The following is a 17956-nucleotide window of genomic DNA, read 5'->3' as shown; positions in this document are numbered from 1 at the left end:
CCGGACCACTTCCGCCGTCGTGCCGGTCGCGAGACGCGCCCGTCGCTGAACTGCCCTGCCCCAGTACCAAGGTGCTGCCCGGCCTGAGCGGTACACATCGGTGAATCCGGCAACTCGCCTGGTACGGGCGGGAGTTCGCGCGCCCATGGGTCCGGTCGAGTTGCACTCCGTGCAGCGTGCGAGGTGTTGTCACTGTCGCCGGGTGCCGCCGCGTCCGTCCGTTCCGCCGCTCCCGCCGTCGTCGAAGCGGTCGTCAGCCCCGTAGCAGGGTGGCGACCGTGGTGCGGATGTGCTCGCGGAGCACGTCCGCGTCCAGGTCCTCGTAGAAGGACGTGTACATCACCAGCGGGCCCATCATGGCGCCGAAGGCGCAGCCCAGCCGGATGCGGTCGGCGGGCGGCAGGGACGGGTCGGCGAACAGTGCGGCGAGGGGTTCGCCCTGGGCCTCGATCCGCGGTCCGAGGACCGGGTCGTCGGCGAACAGCTTCTGGAAGGCGTCGTCGTTGCGGTCCCAGACCATGAACAGCCGGCGGTTCGTCAGGGCGATCTCGATGATCTGGTCGAACGCGCGCTGCCACGCCTCCGTGTCCTTGCCCGCCACGGTGAGCCGGTCCGCGATGCCGCCGTTCACCTCCATGATCTGCTCCACGATGACCCGCGCGATGTCCTGAATCCAGCGAGTGCGGTGCAGGCTTGGCCCTTGCAGCATCCCGTCCTCGCGACGACCGTCTACTCGCTCGGAATGATCGCTGTTTTCGCGCCCCTGGCCGTGCGGCTCTATCGAACGCGTACCAGCCTTTAGCCGTGCAGGTCTGCTCCAGCTGGCCACCGCGAGGTGTACAGCCGTCCGTCCTCGTACTCGTCACCCCCTCCTGATCACGCCGACTTCTGCGGCTGACACGATCAGAGGGGGTGCCGTCGCGGTCCTGGCCCCGTTCCCGTGGCGCATCGGATTCCAAGAGAATCGGATTCCAACAGAGAGGACAGGAAGACACACATGGGTACTCCACGCGTGAGCAGTACGCCGCTGCCGGGGATCGGTGTCCGGTACGACCTGACGACGCGTGAGCGGCGCCGTGTCTCGGTGGTCGCGCACCGGGACGGCGAGCGCACGCTGAACGCGTACCGCACGGACGACCCGGACGCCTGCGCCCTGTCGGTGCGGCTGACCGCGGGGGAGACGACGGCGCTCATCGACGCCCTGCTGCCCTCGCACCACAGCCCGAACCTGCTGTCCACCACCGAACTGGGGCTGGTCGCGGAGCGCGTCCAGCTGTCGGCGCTCTCGTACTGGAACGGCCGCGTGCTGGGCGAGACCCGGATGCGCACCGAGACCGGCGTCTCGATCGTGGCCGTACTGCGCCGGGCCGAGGCCGTGCCGTCTCCCACGCCGGACTTCCGGCTGGCCGGCGGGGACACCCTGATCGTGATCGGCACGCGCGAGGGCGTCGAGTCGGCCGCGGCGATACTCGGGCGGGAGTGAACCGATGCATTCGTCCGCGAGGTTCCTGATCGAGTTCGGCGCGATCATCCTGGCCCTGGGACTGCTGGGGCGGTTCGCCGCGCGCTTCCAGTTCTCCCCGATACCGCTCTATCTGCTGGCCGGGCTGGCCTTCGGCGAGGGCGGGCTGCTGCCGCTGGGCACGAGCGAGGAGTTCGTCGCCATCGGCGCCGAGATCGGCGTCATCCTGCTGCTGTTGATGCTCGGCCTGGAGTACTCGGCCAGCGATCTCGTCTCCAACCTCAAGACCCAGTACAGCGCGGGACTCGTCGACGCCGCGCTCAACGCGCTCCCGGGCGCCGCCATGGCCCTCCTCCTCGGCTGGGGACCGGTCGCCGCGGTGGTGCTGGCCGGGGTCACCTGGATCTCCTCCTCCGGTGTCATCGCCAAGGTCCTCGGCGACCTGGGCCGCCTGGGCAACCGCGAGACCCCCGTCATCCTCAGCGTCCTGGTCCTGGAAGACCTCTCCATGGCCGTCTACCTCCCGATCATCACCGCCCTGCTGGCCGGCACGGGCCTCGCGGCCGGCAGCCTCACCCTGGCCGTCGCCCTCGGCGCCGCCGCGCTCGTGCTGATCGTCGCGGTCCGCTACGGCCGCCACATCTCCCGTTTCGTCTCCAGCGACGACCCGGAGAAGCTGCTGCTGGTCGTCCTGGGCCTGACCCTGCTGGTCGCCGGACTCGCCCAGCAGCTCCAGGTCTCCGCCGCCGTGGGCGCGTTCCTGGTCGGCATCGCCCTGTCCGGCGAGGCCGCGGAGGGCGCGCACAACCTGCTCTCCCCGCTGCGGGACCTGTTCGCCGCCGTGTTCTTCGTCTTCTTCGGCCTGCACACCGACCCGGCGAGCATCCCGCCGGTCCTGCTGCCCGCGCTGGCCCTGGCGGTCGTCACCGCCGGCACGAAGATCGCCACGGGGTACTGGGCCGCCCGGCGCGCGGGAATCTCGGCGAAGGGCCGCTGGCGCGCGGGCGGCACGCTGGTCGCCCGCGGCGAGTTCTCCATCGTCATCGCCGGACTCGCCGTCACCTCCGGCATCGAACCCTCCCTCGGCCCCCTGGCCACGGCGTACGTACTGATCCTGGTCATCGTCGGCCCGCTCACCGCCCGCTACACCGAGCCCCTGGCCACCCTCCTGACCGGGCGGCTACGCAAGCCCGCACCCGCGTCCGACACGGCGGACAGCGGACTGGAGAGCGTGGCCGAGGAGCCGCACGAGGTGGGCCAGTGATGGTGTGGACCGTCGGCCACGGGTGGGAGGTGCGGGACTGCCGGGTTTCCCGGCCCGTTCTCCGCTTCGCTACCGCTCGTCGGCGGTCCGGACCTTCTGGCTCCTAGAGCGGGGTTGCCGCGTGCAGGAGCAGTAGCAGCGTCACGGCCGAGTTCGCGGAGAGCGTCGCGGACAGGGCGGCACCCGCCGCCGCGCTCCAGAGCGCCAGGCTCACGGCGGTGAAGAGCGGCGGCCAGGTGCGTGCCGGGGGCGGCGGGGCCAGTAGGGCGGCGACCCTACGGGGGAGGGGACCCGGCGCCGCGAGGGCCGCGAGCGTCGGTGCCGGCGTGCCGCGGGAGACGAGGGCCGCCTTGCCGATCGCGCGGGCGACAGCTCTACGGCTGCCGACGGACTGGGCGGCTTCCTCGTCGGCCCAGCGCTCCGTGACGTAGGAGACCGCCGTACGCAGCGGCAGCAGGAACGGGTTGGCGCGGGCGGCCAGTTGGGCGATCAGCAGGTGGCGGTGGTGCCGGGCGGTGAGGTGGGCCCGCTCGTGGGCGAACAGGGCCCGGCGCTCCCGGGAGTTCAGGCAGGCGAGCAGGGCGCTGGTCACCACGATGCGGTCGCGTGGGCCGCCGGGGAGGGCGTAGGCGTACGGCTCGTCGTCGGGGAGGATCGCGACCGAGGTGGCACGCAGTCCGGCGAGTGCGGCGTGGGCCCGGCGCCGAACTCGGCAGTGGCGCCAGAGAGTTCGGGCGCAGCCCATGACCACGGCGAGGAGGACGGGAATCGCGGCCTTCCCCACGATCTCGTCGTGGGGCACGCTCTCCCGCACCTCGGGGTCCGACCAGCCGTCCGGCAGCGGGTTGCCCGGCAGTTGGGCGGTGCCGACCACCATCAGCAGGCCCAGGCAGAGTGTGCTGCACAGGGCCATGACGGCGGCCATCGCGCTCAACAGGCCCGTGGCGGTGCGGGGATGCAGGTGCTGGGTGGCGAGGCGGGCGATCGGCCAGGCCGTCAACGGCAGGACGAGCGGCAGGAAGACGAAGACGCCCACGGGACGTCAGCCCGCCGACTCGTCGGTGGCCTGGTCCAGCAGGTCGCGCAGCAACTGCTCGTCGTCCTCCGGAAGGGCGGTGATGAAACTGGCCAGCACCGCCCGGCGGTCCTGCTCGCGATCGAGCACCTTGCGCATCTTCAGCGCGGCGAGCCCCGCCTCGTCCGCGGCCGGCGACCAGGCGAAGGAACGGCCCTCCCGCACCCGGGTCACGGCCTGCTTCTCCAGCAGTCGGCTCAGCACGGTCATCACGGTCGTGTACGCGAGCTCGGCGTCCAGGCGTTCCTGCACCCAGGCCGCGGTCACCGGCGCGTCGGCCGTGCGCAGCACGGTGAGCACCTGCGTCTCCAACTCGCCCTGCGCCCGGCGCGGAGGGCGCGGATCCGGCTGCTTCGCCACGCTCCGCCTCCTCCTGTGTGCCATTGCGCTGTTTCGGGCTCGCGATCCTCCCGTCCATCGTATCGACGGGGTACTGCTCGGCCGCACCGTACTCGGCCGCACCGTCCCGTCCCCTCGACTATTTCTACAGTGTTGTAGATTTTGGTTCGGGTCCGTGCCGCGGACCCGAACCGTCGGTATGCGTGGAGGAATGAGCCATGGGTGTTTCCCTGTCCAAGGGTGGCAACGTTTCGCTGAGCAAGGAGGCACCGGGGCTTACGGCGGTGCTGGTCGGCCTGGGCTGGGACGTGCGCACCACGACCGGCACCGACTTCGACCTGGACGCCTCGGCGCTGCTGCTCAACGCCTCGGGCAAGGTCGTCTCCGACCAGCACTTCGTCTTCTACAACAACCTCAAGAGCCCCGAGGGTTCGGTGGAGCACACCGGTGACAACACCACCGGTGAGGGCGAGGGCGACGACGAGTCCATCAAGGTGGACCTCGCCGCCGTACCCGCCGAGGTCGACAAGATCGTCTTCCCGGTCTCGATCCACGACGGCGAGAACCGCCAGCAGTCCTTCGGCCAGGTCCGCAACGCCTTCATCCGCGTCGTCAACCAGGCCGGCGGCGCCGAACTCGCCCGTTACGACCTTTCCGAGGACGCGTCGACCGAGACCGCGATGGTCTTCGGCGAGCTGTACCGCAACGGCGCGGAGTGGAAGTTCCGTGCGGTGGGCCAGGGGTACGCGTCCGGGCTGGCGGGGATTGCGTCCGACTTCGGCGTAGGTGTCTGAGAACCGTTGGGGGGAGGCCTGACGTAGGTCGGTCGACCTGGGCAAGTCCGATGGCGGCGCCCTGAGTTCGGTACGGACGGGGGTTCGTCGACCTCGGCCGTGTCCCTGTCCGGCCTCCCGACTCCGGGTGTCGGACAGGGCGATGAGGGGAACCGTCCCTCGGTGAACAACATACGGTGCACCCAATGCGGTGCGGTGGGGCTGGAGCCGGGCTTCGTCGAGGAGTCCGGGCAAGGGGCTCGCGGGTTCGCACGGTGGATCGCGGGCCCCCTTCAGCGCGGCCCGCTCGGCAACGCCAGGAAGATGGGCCGACCGCGTTGGCAGATCGACGCCTTTCGTTGCCCGACCTGCGCCCACCTTGAACTGTTCGCCGCCCAGCCGGATTAGGGCCTAATCGTCAGGGGCGTCGCGAGTCGTCCTCCCGGAGTGCCCTGGCCTCGCTCTTGAAGATCCGGGTCGCCTTGCCCGCCGAACGCGTCAGCTCCGGCAGCTTCTTGATCCCGAGGACGACCACGACGACGAGAAGGATCACGGCCAGTTCGCTCAAGCCGAACATCAGGTCTGCTTTCTCCCGGGGAGCAGGGCCGCTACGACGTACCGGCCACACGCTTCAATCTACAGTGCTGTAGAAGTCTCTCCCGAGGTGCGATCGCTCAACAACCCCGCCCTGCCCGGCGAGCCTTCCGCGGACGGGCTCGGGAGCGGGGAGATGTCGTGGCGCGGACGGTGGTCTGGGAGTGGCGTTCGACCGTGGGGTTGGCGGAGCCGCCGTCGGGTTCGCCCCAGACCAGTTCGACCTGCTGTCCGTAGTGGACGTCGTCGTCGATCATGACGACGGATATCCAGCCGCGGACGTTGGAGGTGTAGCTGCACAGCGTCGAGATGCCGACGAGGCGGCCGTTGCTCTCGACGCGGTCGAACTGGGAGGCGGCGTAGAAGGCGGCGGGCATCTCGATGTGCTTGAAGCGCCGGTCGCCCTGCTCGTACTGGGAGGCGAAGACACGCGCGACGTCGTCGCGGTGCCAGGCGAGCCATGCCTTCCGGCGGTGCTTCTCGTCCTTCCGGCGCTCCAGGGCCTCCCGGCCGATGAAGTCGTGGTCGAACTTGAGGATGTGGCCGTAGCCGAGGTCCCAGGGGCTGACGTAGTAGTCCTCGACGCGGTCGGAGGCGAAGCTGCCACCGAGGGAGAGGTTGGCCTCGAAGGTCCTGGCGCCGAGCCATTCGCGGTACGTCTTCATGCTTTCGCCCGAGTAGACGGCGGGGACGGTGTTGGCGATCCAGCCGGACTCGGTGGCCACGGAGGCGTAGGCGCGGGCGCCGACACTCTGCCCTCTGGGAGCGCAGGTGGTTTCAGATCGTCGTTGCGGGACGGGCACTTCCCGGCGAGTGGACCGATGCAGAGGTCCGGGACTGGGGGGACGAAGACTTCCGTGTTGACGGGCAGAAGCGCTCCGCCGCAAGCCGGACCCTGGGGCAAGGGCCTGCTGACGATACGAGTACGACCACCGTTGATCATCGGTGTGTGAAGACTGAAGATCATGCGGTGGGCGCTGCCGGATCCCGGCCCTCAACCCGCTGTCGGCAATGCCGAAGCCCTCGAACGGCTAACGGATCCAACTGCTCTGGTGCCGCCCGCGTAGCCCCCTGTGGGGGAGCTGAGGTTTTTCTGCCCTCGCAGGGGGAATGTCGGCGGCAGATTCCATATCGGTGAGGTCACACGCGTGATGCTTCTCCGCTTCTCTCCTCTAGGAGACACACCGGACCCGACCAGGCCGGGCCCAGGCGGGGGCAGTCGCGCGACGCCGTGGCTCGACACCTCCGGCTTCCTCGGCGTCCGCGCCACCGACGAACTCCCCGGGACCTCTTGTCGAGGGTTGCCCACAAGGTGTCCGACGGTGTGTGGCTTGACGCCCACCCGGCCAGTCGCCTGAAACCAAGCAACTCGACTTCACCCAACGCGGGACAGGTCCGGCGTGTGCTCTCCGCGACTCGTGGCTGCTTCTGCCGAGAACCTGATCGCGCGTCGTTTTAGGGCCGGTTGGCCCCCCGCACGGTCCTTCGGCCCACAGCGCGATGACGGCCGGGGCGGGACATTGAAGAGGTCACCGCACTCGCGGTGGCAGTGCCAGGAGGACGGGATCGCTATGGCAGTTCACGATCATTCGAGCGGGCGAGCGGGAGTACGGTTTCCCTCGCGCAGCAGGGCAGCGACCTCGGCGACGTCTGTCGCGGCGCGTGACACCACCCGGCCGACCGCGTTCGCCATGGTCTTCGCGGGCGTGCGGATCCTGACCGGGTTCGTCTTCCTGTGGGCTTTCCTCGACAAGACGTTCGGGTGGGGCTACGCGACCGCTTCGGGCAAGGGCTGGGTCGACGGCGGATCACCGACCAAGGGCTTCCTGAGCGGAGTCGCCGCGGGACCGTTGCAGTCGACCTTCCACAGCATGGCGGGCGACGCCTGGGTGAACTGGCTGTTCATGCTGGGGCTGTTGGCCATCGGCGTCGCCGTGATGTCGGGCGTGGCGCTGCGGTTCGCCGCGGTCGCGGGCACCGTGATGATGGCGATGATGTGGGCGGCCGAGTGGCCGCCGGCCCAGCACCTCTCGACCGGTGCGCCGAGCATGTCGTCGAACCCCCTGGTCGACTATCACGTCCTGTACGCGGTGATCCTCATCGCGCTCGCTGTCGGTCATGCCGGTCGGGTGTGGGGTCTGGGCCGTGGCTGGGATCGCATGGCGATCGTGCGCGACAACCGCTGGCTGAGCTGAGAGGACGGCGGTCATGCGGCACAGCAAGATCGGCTCAGTGATGACGGGCGGCGTCGTATGCGTCGAGTTCGGCACTCCGTTCAAGGAGGTCGCCCGTCTCCTTGCCCACCACAGGATCAGTGGTCTGCCCGTCGTGGACGGCGACGAGCGGGTGATCGGGGTCGTCTCCGGCACCGACCTCATGGTCGACCGGGCACGCACAGTGGCCTCGCCGCAGCCACGGCCGCGCCTGCGCTTCCTGCCCAAGGGGCGAGGGGCCGGGGACGACGATGTCAGGGTCCGGGCACATTCGGCCGGCCAACTGATGTCGAAGCCGGCCGTCACGGTGCACGCCGAGGACACCGTCGCCGTAGGCGCGCGGATGATGGCGCAGCACGGGGTCGAACGGCTGCCGGTCGTCGACGAGGAGGACCGCCTCGTCGGCATCGTGACCCGGCGGGACCTGCTGCAGCTCTTCCTGCGGCCGGACGCGCACCTGCACCGCGAGGTCGTGGCAGAGGTCCTGGGCGGGGCCCTGTGCCTGCCGCCCACGGCGGTTGCTGTCGACGTCCACGACGGAGTGGTCACTCTCACGGGCGAGGTGGAGCGGCGCATCGAGGCCACGGTCGCGCAGCGGATGGTCCAGCAGGTCGACGGTGTGATCGATGTCGTCTCCGAGCTGACCTGGCGTATCGACGACAGCGTGGGCGAGGCGGTGGAGGAGGACCTGAAGGACGTCGCGGACGCCTGGATCCACAAACTCTGAGAGGGAGGATCGGCCATGGCACGGCGAGCACTCGTCGCGTACGGGACGAAGAACGGTTCGACACAGGGGATAGCCGAGGCCGTCGCAGACACCTTGCGTACCCACGGGATCGAGGCCGAGGTGTATCCCGCCTCCGAGGTCAGTGACGTGAGCCCGTACGACGTGGTGGTTCTCGGCGGCGCGCTGTACGCGGGCCGCTGGCACGGGGACGCGGTGCGGTTCGCGCGCCGGCACCGTGTCGCGTTGCTGGACCGGCCGGTGTGGCTGTTCAGCAGCGGCCCGCTCGACGCGTCGGCCGACAAGCGGGACATCGCGCCGGTACGGGGCGCCCGGCGGGCGGCGATGCGCCTCGACGCCCGGCAGCACGTGACGTTCGGCGGCCGACTCGAAGCCGGGGCGCGCGGCCGGATGGCACGGATGATCGTCGAGTCCGGACGCGGCGGGGACTTCCGGGACTTCGACCGGATCTCCTCGTGGGCCACCGGTATCGCGCAGGAGAGCACGGCAGAGGCGCAGGTGTGATGACGGGCGCCGGAGCCGCGATGTGGCGGTGGCGGAGCAATCCGCTGCGCAGGACCTCGGACAGGATCGAGGCGTGGACCCGGCTCCTGCTGGGAGTGCTTCTCCTGTTCGCCGCGCCCCTCGCCTGTGTGCTGGCGGTCCAGGCCATGTACCACCATGAGCAGGACAGGGCTGAGCAGCAACGAGGTTCCCGGGATCCGGTGCAGGCGAAACTGATCGGGAGTACTCCCACGGAGGACTTGTACACCGTGCGCGGAGTGGTCGGTGCGAAAGGCAAGGCCGTTGCCCACTGGAGCGTGCGGGGGCGCGAGAAGACCGGGATCGCCACAGTGACGGTCGACAGCCTCAGCGGGACGGTGATCACGATCTGGGTCGATCGGCGCAATCGAGTCACATCGGCACCGCTCGGTCCCGGTGGCATCGTGGCGCGGTCCGTGCTCGCGGGTGTGGCCGCGTTCGTGGGCGTCATCGTCTCGGTGCTTGGTGTCCGGCTGGCTGTCGGACGTCTTGGCTTTCGTCGGCGGTTGATCGAATGGGATCGGGCCTGGGCCGATATCGAGCCCCGATGGGCTCACCGTGCCTGAGTCGCTGACGATCCCGGTCGCACAACTCCTCGGGGAGATAAGGGCGTTGGCCGCCGCTGAACGGGGTCGGCACGATCGACGGGGACAACCGACGCCCGGAGGGCGATGTGAGCCAGGAACGCGCATTCACACCGGAGTCACCGATCCGGGTCTTCCTCCTCGACGATCAAGAGGTCGTACGACGCGGGGTGCACGACCTGCTCGATCTGGAACCGGACATCACGGTGGTCGGCGAGGCGGGTACCAGCGCCCAGGCGCTGCTCCGCGGCCCGGCGCTGCGTCCGAATGTCGCGATCCTGGACATTCGCCTCCCGGACGGTGACGGCATCACCGTCTGCCGTGAACTGCGGGACCGGATACCGGAGTTGGCCTGTCTGATGCTGACGTCGTTCGACGATGACGACGCCCTGCTGGACGCGATCCTGGCCGGGGCGGCCGGCTACGTCCTGAGACAGATCAAGGGCTCCGATCTGGTCACGGCGGTGCGGACGGTGGCATCCGGGCAGTCGATGCTGGACCCGGCAACCACCGGACGGCTGATGAGCAGTCTGCGCGCGCCCTCCGGGCAACCTGCTGCAGGGGAAGGGCAGTTGGACGCTCTGACCGTGCGCGAACGCGAGATCCTGGATCTCATCGGTGAGGGCCTCACCCATCGGCAGATCGGCAAACGTATCCATCTGTCGGAGAAGACCGTCAAGAACCACATCTCGCGGCTTCTCGCGAAACTCGGGGTCGAGCGCCGCGTCCAGGCGGCGGTCCTGGCGGTCCGGCTCGCATCGCTGTGCCACACCACGTGATACGCAGGGCCGCGCTAGCGCCGATCGGGTAGTGGTACGCCCCAGCGCAGAAGGGTGCCGCTCTCGGGCGGTGCGGCCAGGGTGAGTTCACCGCCCAGGTTCCGCGCTCGCTCGCTGAGATTGCGCAGCCCGCTGCGGTGTCCGCCTTCGACGATTCCGACGCCGTCGTCGGTGACCGTCAGCGTGAGTCGCTCCTTGCGGACGACGAGTGCGATCTCCGCGGACGAGGCCTGCGCGTGCCGGGCGATGTTCGACAACGCTTCGCTCAGCACCGCCACGACTTCGTCCGCCATGGTGTGCGGGACATCGGTGTCGAGCAGTCCCTCCATGAGCAGGGACGGAGTGAACCCCAGTGCGGGAACGGCTTCCTCGGCGGTCTTGGAAGCACGGGCCCGCAGGCCGTGGCCGATCGCGGTGCTGTCGTGGGCCCGCAGACCGAAGATCGTGGACCGGATGATTTTGATGGTGGTGTCGAGGTCGTCGACCGCCCGGTCGATCCGCTCGGTCCCTTCCGGGTGCGCGACGAAGCGATGCGCGCTCTGCAGTGTCATTCCCGTCGCGAACAGCCTTTGGATGGCCAGGTCGTGGAGGTCGCGCGCGATACGGTCACGGTCCTCCAGCAGGCTCACCTGCTCGGCCGCCTTGCGCCGGTCGGCGAGTTCCAGCGCGAGGGCGGCCTGGCCGGCGAAGCTGGGCAGCGGCGCGATCTCCGCTCGGGTGAAGGGCGGGCACCCGGCGGTGCGCGCGAGTACGAGCACCCCGCGATCTCCGTCACTGGTACTCATGGGAACGGCGACCGCGGGCCCCAGCCCTGTCCAACGTTCGGGGCAGTAGGTGATCCGAGAGTCGCTTCCCACATCCGAGGTGACGATCAACTGCTCTGCGGCCAGGGCCGCCCCGCTCAGAGTCCCCTCGCGCGGCAGCCTCACACCACGATGAAGCTCGGCACCTTCCCCGAGCGCGAGTACCCCGCGCAGTTCCCGCGTTCCGGCGGTGACCAGGTCGACCACGCCGAGATCGGCCGAGGTGATGTCCTGCGCCCGGTTCAGCATCAGCTCCAGCACCTTCGTCTCCGGGGTTCCGGAGAGCAGGCCGCGGGTGAGTTCGGCGCCGGCCGCCATCCAGCGTTCTCTGACCTGTGCCTCCGCGTACAGGCGGGCGTTGTCGATCGCCACCCCTGCGGCCACGGCCAGGGTCGACAGGACGGCTTCGTCCTCGCTGTCGAACTGGGCACCGCCGCGCTTCTCGGTGAGATAGAGGTTGCCGAACACCTCTCCCCGGACACTGACGGGCACACCCAGGAAGGAGTGCATCGGCGGGTGGTGCGGGGGGAAGCCGTGCGAGGCCGGGTGCTGCGACAGCTCTGTCAGCCGCAGCGGTTCCGGATGCCTGATCAGCTCGCCGAGTACCCCGTGTCCGGCGGGCAGAGCCCCGATCCGTGCCTGCTCGGCCTCGCTGACCCCGACCGTGACGAACTGGGTGAGGCGCTGATCGGGACCTATGACACCAAGTGCGCCGTATTCGGCGTCGACCAGAACCACCGCGGCCTCGGTGATGTGGCGCAGCACCTGGGAGAGATCGAGCTCGCGGCCCACCGACAGGATCGCCTGCAGCAGTCCGTGGAGGCGTCCTCGGGTGCCGCGGACCACGCGGATCTGGGCCTGGAGTTCTTCGAGCAGCTCGTCCAGACGTAGTTGCGGCACCATCTCGGACCGCGCGTGTTCCCCGACGTCCACTTGCTGCCTCCGGTCGTTCGGTCGTCCCGGGTGACCCTGCTGTTGCTGGTGCCCGGTGGGTGGCGCGGCCAGGTCAGAACTGGTGCTCCGCGTCATGACAGGTGAGGCACGTGATGCGGCGAGCAGGTTCCTTGAGGGTGGTCACACCCATGCCCTCCGGCCGCTCCAGATGCTGCGGGTCGACGTTGACGTGATCGGGGCAGAGAGCAGCGCCGCAGTTCCGGCAGACGGCGACTGCGGCGGTGGTCGTCCCGGACTGGTGACACTCGTAGCAGTTCATGCTTTGTTCTCCTCTCTGAGAGGTCGACAGGTGCGACGGGGTGCGCGAGCACGCCCGTTTGAGCCGAGACCTGAAACAGGCGCACGCTTCAGCGGCGTAAGAGCTGTGTGGTCCCGTTCCGCGCCTTGACCGTCGTCCGCAGGCAGGAAGAGCGCACGTCGGCGCGAGGACCTCGCAGTGGAGCGTCTTACCGTCCAGTGCGCTTCTACGCCCCCGATGAGCGGGCGATGGTCAACGGCCGACATCTCGGCAGGCGCAGAGGGGCGAAGGGACACGACCACCGACGCCGCAGGGAGCCCTTCGGTCTGCCGCGGCGGGAGGCAGTCTTCCCACCAGGACAGCGCGATCATCGTGCCGAGCAGGGTGAGCGGGAGCACCGCCGGGAGGAGCAGTACGTACATGAGCACCGCCAGGGCTTCGATGGCCTGTCGAGAAGGGCGGGGCAGCGGGAGATGCCTCGCTGGACGCATCGGGTTGCCCAGGAGCACCGTGTGCAGGGAACGGGACACGGGCCCTGCGACGGGTGGGCGGAGTGCTTCGGTGCGACATCGCGGTGGGAGCGGCGCGGCCGGGGGCCAGGGCGGCACCACTCAGACTAGTCCCCGGATTCGGTCCTGGACAGCGACAGCTTCCCGGGGACGCCGGGATCAGACCGGGGGACAGGGCCCTTCGACACCTGTGCTCGATCAGGCGTGATCCTGGACCGGGATATGAGGCTCTGGTCTCCGACGGCCGGACCACGCCAGGAAGGCGAGAACGTCGTGGCAGGTCACGACCCGAAGCCCCTCGGGTTCTTCGCGTGACCCATCGGGCGGCTGCCCCGTCCCAGGTCGACCCGGTAGGCGTTGCCCGTGACCGACATCCCAACACCGTTGCCCGTGACCGGGGTTACGGCCACGATCTGGGCGGATCCGACACTGGGCCTCGTGACCAGCGGTGCCCGCGGCATCGTCCGCCTCTCATCGGGGCCATGGAGCGTAGGGTGAAGTCGTCGCCCCGGTCCCTGGTGGTTGTTTCATCCACCGTCGTCGACGTGCCCGCCGGGTGCGCGGCGTTGAGAAGGGCGCCGCTCCCGTGCGAACCGACCTGGAACAGCCGCCCGCTCCTGGCCAACCTGTTGTCGCGCGGCCGGTGAGCCGTCGTAAGGCCCTGCAGATCCTCGGGCTGGGGTCCGGTGTCGTAGCGGTCGCCGGGGCAACTGGCCTGACCTGGCGGGCCGTTGACGGCGGGGTGTTCTCGACCGGGACCGGCTCCGCCTACGACGCCTGGGGCCGGGCGGGCCCGGGTGGCCATCCGTTGAACCTGGTCGACGCCGCGATTCTGGCCGCCAACGCCCACAACACCCAGCCCTGGCAATTCGCCGTCTCCGCCGACCGTGTCGAGTTGTTCGCCGACCTGTCCCGCACCACCGGGGCGATGGACCCGCTGCTGCGCGAGATGCAGATCTCGCTCGGGTGCGCCGTGGAGAACCTGGCGCTGGCCGCCGCGCCCAACGGCATGGCCGCGAAGGTGTCCTTCCTGCCCACCCCGTCCGACACCACCCACATCGCGACGGTGTCGCTGACCCCGGCCGCAGCCTCGCGCTCACCGCTGTTCGACGCCATCGCCAGACGGCACACCAGTCGTGGCGCCTACAGCACCAGCCGCACGGTGACCGGCCGTCAACTAGACACGCTCAGCGCCTTGGCCGACATCCCCGGCACGCGGTTGGTCTGGTTCACCACCGACGCGCAGAAGAAGGCGTTCAGCGACCTGACCGTTCGCGCGACCCGGGCCATCATCGCCGACCCGCGGCAGGCCGCCGACGACTACCGCTGGTACCGCTCCGACTGGCACGACATCCAGCGGCACAAGGACGGCATCACCATCGATCCCTCTGGCCGGTCCGCAGTCGTCAGGACCCTCTCCAAGCTGCTGCCCACCACCCGTAAGCAGAACAACGACGGCTGGCTCAGTGGCACCCGCGACACCCAGCTGCCCACCGCGTCGGCTTTCGGTGCCCTGGTCGTACAGGATCCGCACGATCCCCTCCAGCGCCTCCGGGCCGGACGTATCTGGCAGCGCGTCCACCTCACGGCCACCACCGAGGGGCTGGGGATGCAGCCGCTGTGCCAGATCCCCGAACGTGTCGACCGGGAGACCTCGGCCGGCCTGCCACCAGAGGTCACCGACGCCATCGCGGCGATGCTGCCCGCCGGCTCGCACGCGGTCATGACGTTCCGGATCGGATACCCCACCACCACCGCGCTGCCGAGCCCTCGCCGGCCCACCGCCGATGTCGTACGCGCGTAACGCACCCCGGAGGTTTCGGTGAACGAGACATTGCGTCGGACCTGGCCCGGTGTGCTGGTGGCCGTCGTCGCGCTGCTCTACATGTGGATCGGGCTCACCGCCCACGGATGGGACCGGATCCTGGGTCTCGCCGGTGGCCCGGTCGTCCTCGCCGCGCTCGTCGCGGCCCACCGCTCCGTGCCGGGCGCGCTGGTCCTGCTGGCCGCCGGTGCGCTGCCCCTTGCCGTCAGCACCTGGTGGAGCATCGCCACACCGGTCCTGGCCGTACTGGTCCTGCTGCTGGGCTGGTTCGCCATCCGCAACCTCGGCCGACCGCAGCACGACGCGGTATCCGTCACCTCCTTGGAGCCACGGCCGTGATCGAGGCGCAGCAGGTGACCAAGCGTTACGGCACGACACTGGCCGTGGACGACCTGACCTTCACCGTCGCTGCCGGACAGGTCACCGGATTCCTCGGACCCAACGGCAGCGGGAAGTCGACGACCATGCGGATGATCGTCGGACTGGACGCTCCCACTGCCGGGAGGATCACTGTCGCGGGACGCGGCTACGGCAAGCTGCGGTTTCCCCTCCACGAGGTCGGCGCGCTCCTGGACGCCCACGCGGTCCATCCCGGCCGCAGCGCCCGAAACCACCTGGTCTGGCTCGCCGACACCAACGCCATCCCCCGGCAGCGCGTCGATGTGGTCCTCGCGATGGTCGGCCTGACCGAGGTGGCGCACCGCCGAGCGGGCACCTTCTCCCTCGGCATGGGGCAGCGGATCGGTATCGCCGCCGCGCTGCTCGGCGACCCGCAGGTGCTGATCTTCGACGAGCCGATCAACGGCCTGGACCCCGAAGGCATCCTGTGGGTACGCCGACTGCTGCGCTCCCTCGCCGCAGAAGGGCGCACCGTGCTGGTCTCCAGCCACCTGATGTCGGAGATGGCTCTGACCGCCGACCACCTCATCGTCATCGGACGAGGCCGCCTGCTGGCGTCGGGGAGCGTGGCCGAGTTCATCGAACGCACCTCGGGCCACCACGTACGCGTGGCGACACCCGAAGCCCCCAGCCTCGCCGCACTGCTGCGCGAGAAAGGCGCGACGGTCACCATGAACGGCGCGGAAGAACTGTCGGTCAAGGGAATGGAGTGCCGCGACGTGGGGATTCTCGCGGCCGGGGCGGGAGTGACTCTCTACGAACTGTCGGCCCAGCGCGCCTCGTTGGAGGACGCCTACATGGAACTCACCCACGAGCACGCCGACTTCCGCGCTACGGCCGACAGCCCTCTGCGGAGCACCCGATGAGCCAGACTCTCGCCCCCCGCCACGTTCCGATCCCTCCGACGCTGCCCAGGGTGTTCATGGCAGCCGTACGCGCGGAGTGGACAAAGCTGCGCACCGTCCGCTCCACCCTGTGGGTGCTGATCTTCACCTTGGTGAGCACGGTCGGCCTCGGAACCCTCCTCACGGGACTCGAAGTCAGCCGTTGGGATCACCGGACAGCCGCGGAGGCCACCGGATTCGACCCGCTGCTCTACAGCTTCGCGGGGATCAACCTCGCCCAACTGTCCATCGGCGTCCTCGGGGTGCTCGTCATGACCTCCGAATACGTCACCGGCACCATCAAGCTCACCTTCGGCGCCACCCCGCAGCGACGTCTGCTGCTCGCCGCGAAGGTCACGACGTTCAGTTCGGTGGTCGCCGCGATCGGCCTCGTCTCCTGCGCCGCGGCGTTCTTCGTCTGCCAGGCACTCCTCGCCCCCCAGCATGCCGGCGTCTCGATCTCCGACCCGGGCGTCCTGCGCGCCGTGATCGGGGGAGTGGCGCACCTCGTCCTGATCGCGGTCATCGCCGTCGGCGTGGGGGCCGTCCTGCGCCGGACCGCGGGAGCGGTCGCGGTGCTGTTCGCGGTCCTCCTCGTCGTGCCCGGCCTGGTGGCCCTGCTGCCCTCCCCGTGGAACGACAACGTCACGCGGTACCTGCCGAGTTCGGCCGGGGCCGCGATGTCGGCCGTCGTCCATTTCCCCAACCTGCTGAGCCCCGCGGGAGGATTTCTCCTCCTGTCCGGCTACGCCGCAGCGACGCTCGCCCTCGCGGCGGTTCTTCTCGTACGGCGTGACGCATGAGCGGCCCACGCCCGACCCGTCCGGACGGCGTACCGGTCTCTCCGGTGACGGCAGTCCGGTCGCCCACTGTTGCCGGGGCATCTCGTCCCGCGCCGCAGCAGGTGCATCCGGTGGCGCTGCGGACGCTCAAGGCCGTCCACACGCTCATCTGGTTCTCGGTGGAATCGTGCATGGTCTACCTTCTGTACTCCGGAGTCGCCGGACGATCCGATCGGCGGGTGGCGGTCGCCGCCGCGGTCGTGGCCGGGGAGAGCCTGATCTTCCTGGCGAACGGGGCCAGTTGCCCCCTCACCGAGCTGGCCGTTCCGCTCGGCGGCAGCAGGGCTCCCGTCACCGACATCTACCTGCCGAAATGGCTCGCCCACAACCTGCCAGCCATCCATGTCCCGCTGATCGTCGTGGCAGTTCTGCTCCACGCCAGGAACCGCCGCAGGAAAACCTCCTGACCGTGTACGCACGGCTCGTGCCGTCGATCACCCCCTTCGAGGAGGCCGCGATGAACAGCAAGTCTGTTGCCGTGAGAGCCATTGCCGTAGTTGCCGCGTTCGCAGGCGCCGGCTACCCGCTGCTCTGGCGCAGGCGGTGTCTGACATGGGGCGCGAGCCACGCGGAAGCCGGTCGCGCGATGCCCGGCGATGAACTCCTGCCCGGCGCGCCGCTGGTCTCGACACGGGCGATCACCGTGGATGCGCCCCCCTCGGCGGTCTGGCCCTGGCTGGTGCAGATGGGCCCAGGCCGGGGCGGCGCGTACACCTACGACTGGGTCGAGAACCTCCTCGGCCTGGACATGCACAGCGCGAATGAAATCCTGCCCGAGTTCCAGGACCTGAAAGTCGGCGACGTCATCCCCCTGGGCACCCGCGGTCCGCGCATGCGGATCGAAGTCCTGGAGTCCGACCACACGCTGGTGCTGCGCTCCGAAGACGGCTTCTGGATCTGGGCGTTCGGCCTCTACCCGCAGGACGGCGCGACCAGGCTCGTGAGCCGCAATCGCATCGCCACTCCCGATCCCTCCCTCGCGTCCAGGGCTTTCTCCTGCTACGTCATGGAACCCGGAAGCCTCGTCATGGAGCGCAAGATGCTTCTCACCCTCAAGGAGCGCGCCGAGTCCACGGCGTGAACCCGTCCGGGGACTCCTCGGGTCCGCGAACGGATCGGCCGACGGTTCCTATGGATCGGTGCCGGGAGGAT

General features: G+C 69.5%; 22 protein-coding genes. 15 read left to right on the top strand and 7 right to left on the bottom strand.

Translation table 11 applies throughout. The features are described from left to right. Positions 1-253 precede the first annotated feature (253 nt). Positions 254-709 carry a hypothetical protein gene (locus OG407_RS05895; protein WP_405855658.1) on the bottom strand — a complete coding sequence of 152 codons (456 nt, stop codon included), beginning with the start codon at positions 707-709 and terminating at the stop codon, positions 254-256. 288 nt (positions 710-997) lie between these two features. Between OG407_RS05895 and OG407_RS05890 the strand changes: the two genes are divergently transcribed. Both OG407_RS05890 and OG407_RS05885 read left to right on the top strand, forming a co-directional pair. After that, positions 998-1483, top strand: a complete 486-nt coding sequence (locus tag OG407_RS05890) for a TrkA C-terminal domain-containing protein (protein WP_328685276.1) — start codon at positions 998-1000, stop codon at positions 1481-1483. 4 nt (positions 1484-1487) lie between these two features. Then, a complete protein-coding gene (locus OG407_RS05885; protein WP_405855656.1) occupies positions 1488-2726 on the top strand; it encodes a cation:proton antiporter in 1239 nt (412 codons plus the stop codon). Positions 2727-2829: 103 nt separating this feature from the next. Here the strand turns inward: OG407_RS05885 and OG407_RS05880 are convergent, their stop codons facing one another. Beyond that, a complete protein-coding gene (locus OG407_RS05880) occupies positions 2830-3762 on the bottom strand; it encodes a M56 family metallopeptidase (protein ID WP_405855655.1) in 933 nt (310 codons plus the stop codon). A 6-nt stretch (positions 3763-3768) separates the two neighbouring features. Then, positions 3769-4185, bottom strand: a complete 417-nt coding sequence (locus OG407_RS05875; RefSeq protein WP_405855653.1) for a BlaI/MecI/CopY family transcriptional regulator — start codon at positions 4183-4185, stop codon at positions 3769-3771. Positions 4186-4358: 173 nt separating this feature from the next. Here OG407_RS05875 and OG407_RS05870 point away from each other — a divergent pair, with 173 nt between their 5' ends. Together OG407_RS05870 and OG407_RS05865 are read left to right on the top strand one after the other, a co-directional pair. Continuing rightward, complete coding sequence (locus tag OG407_RS05870; RefSeq protein ID WP_403595040.1) at positions 4359-4934, top strand: TerD family protein; 576 nt, start codon at positions 4359-4361, stop codon at positions 4932-4934. Positions 4935-5129: 195 nt separating this feature from the next. Next, complete coding sequence (locus OG407_RS05865; RefSeq protein WP_405868301.1) at positions 5130-5321, top strand: hypothetical protein; 192 nt, start codon at positions 5130-5132, stop codon at positions 5319-5321. A gap of 10 nt (positions 5322-5331) precedes the next feature. On the opposite strand, the gene OG407_RS05860 is transcribed toward OG407_RS05865, so the two are convergent. Next, the gene (locus OG407_RS05860) at positions 5332-5490 is read right to left on the bottom strand and encodes a twin-arginine translocase TatA/TatE family subunit (RefSeq protein ID WP_403595043.1); all 159 of its coding nucleotides are present in this window, start codon (positions 5488-5490) and stop codon (positions 5332-5334) included. Positions 5491-5587: 97 nt separating this feature from the next. Further along, the gene (locus OG407_RS05855) at positions 5588-6232 is read right to left on the bottom strand and encodes a hypothetical protein (RefSeq protein WP_405855650.1); all 645 of its coding nucleotides are present in this window, start codon (positions 6230-6232) and stop codon (positions 5588-5590) included. Between the two features lie 846 nt (positions 6233-7078). Between OG407_RS05855 and OG407_RS05850 the strand changes: the two genes are divergently transcribed. The 5 genes from OG407_RS05850 (at position 7079) to OG407_RS05830 (ending at position 10350) form a co-directional block, all read left to right on the top strand. Then, entirely contained in the window at positions 7079-7702 is a 624-nt protein-coding gene (locus tag OG407_RS05850; protein ID WP_405855648.1) for a hypothetical protein, read from the top strand. A gap of 13 nt (positions 7703-7715) precedes the next feature. Then, positions 7716-8447: a CBS domain-containing protein gene (locus OG407_RS05845; RefSeq protein WP_405855646.1), complete on the top strand. Its 732-nt coding sequence runs from the start codon at positions 7716-7718 to the stop codon at positions 8445-8447. 15 nt (positions 8448-8462) lie between these two features. Then, positions 8463-8969 carry a flavodoxin domain-containing protein gene (locus tag OG407_RS05840; protein WP_405855644.1) on the top strand — a complete coding sequence of 169 codons (507 nt, stop codon included), beginning with the start codon at positions 8463-8465 and terminating at the stop codon, positions 8967-8969. Further along, a complete protein-coding gene (locus tag OG407_RS05835; protein ID WP_405855642.1) occupies positions 8969-9553 on the top strand; it encodes a hypothetical protein in 585 nt (194 codons plus the stop codon). Before OG407_RS05840 ends, OG407_RS05835 begins: the two co-directional genes overlap by 1 nt. 107 nt (positions 9554-9660) lie before the next feature. Next, a complete protein-coding gene (locus OG407_RS05830; protein WP_405855640.1) occupies positions 9661-10350 on the top strand; it encodes a response regulator in 690 nt (229 codons plus the stop codon). 14 nt (positions 10351-10364) lie between these two features. On the opposite strand, the gene OG407_RS05825 is transcribed toward OG407_RS05830, so the two are convergent. Continuing rightward, positions 10365-12056, bottom strand: coding sequence for a GAF domain-containing protein (locus tag OG407_RS05825; protein ID WP_405868299.1), 1692 nt, complete (start codon positions 12054-12056; stop codon positions 10365-10367). Positions 12057-12159: 103 nt separating this feature from the next. Next, entirely contained in the window at positions 12160-12366 is a 207-nt protein-coding gene (locus tag OG407_RS05820) for a DUF2180 family protein (protein WP_329347865.1), read from the bottom strand. A 1074-nt stretch (positions 12367-13440) separates the two neighbouring features. On the opposite strand from OG407_RS05820, the gene OG407_RS05815 reads away from it, so the two are divergent. Genes OG407_RS05815 through OG407_RS05790 form a run of 6 tightly spaced genes read left to right on the top strand, consistent with a single transcriptional unit; the run spans position 13441 to position 17885 of the window. Beyond that, positions 13441-14658 carry an Acg family FMN-binding oxidoreductase gene (locus tag OG407_RS05815; protein ID WP_405855638.1) on the top strand — a complete coding sequence of 406 codons (1218 nt, stop codon included), beginning with the start codon at positions 13441-13443 and terminating at the stop codon, positions 14656-14658. 18 nt (positions 14659-14676) lie between these two features. Then, positions 14677-15018, top strand: a complete 342-nt coding sequence (locus OG407_RS05810) for a hypothetical protein (RefSeq protein ID WP_405855636.1) — start codon at positions 14677-14679, stop codon at positions 15016-15018. Further along, a complete protein-coding gene (locus tag OG407_RS05805) occupies positions 15015-15944 on the top strand; it encodes an ABC transporter ATP-binding protein (protein WP_405855634.1) in 930 nt (309 codons plus the stop codon). Before OG407_RS05810 ends, OG407_RS05805 begins: the two co-directional genes overlap by 4 nt. Beyond that, on the top strand, positions 15941-16765 hold the full coding sequence (locus OG407_RS05800) for an ABC transporter permease (protein WP_405855632.1): 825 nt from the start codon (positions 15941-15943) through the stop codon (positions 16763-16765). The genes OG407_RS05805 and OG407_RS05800 overlap by 4 nt, the downstream gene beginning before the upstream one ends. Continuing rightward, on the top strand, positions 16762-17211 hold the full coding sequence (locus tag OG407_RS05795) for a hypothetical protein (protein WP_405855630.1): 450 nt from the start codon (positions 16762-16764) through the stop codon (positions 17209-17211). The genes OG407_RS05800 and OG407_RS05795 overlap by 4 nt, the downstream gene beginning before the upstream one ends. Positions 17212-17213: 2 nt before the next feature. Beyond that, positions 17214-17885, top strand: coding sequence for a hypothetical protein (locus tag OG407_RS05790; protein ID WP_405855628.1), 672 nt, complete (start codon positions 17214-17216; stop codon positions 17883-17885). The last annotated feature ends 71 nt before the right edge of the window (positions 17886-17956 follow it).

This window comes from Streptomyces sp. NBC_01515 (assembly GCF_045040345.1).
Classification (GTDB): Bacteria; Actinomycetota; Actinomycetes; order Streptomycetales; family Streptomycetaceae; genus Streptomyces.
This window is presented reverse-complemented; position numbering and strand designations above follow the sequence as displayed.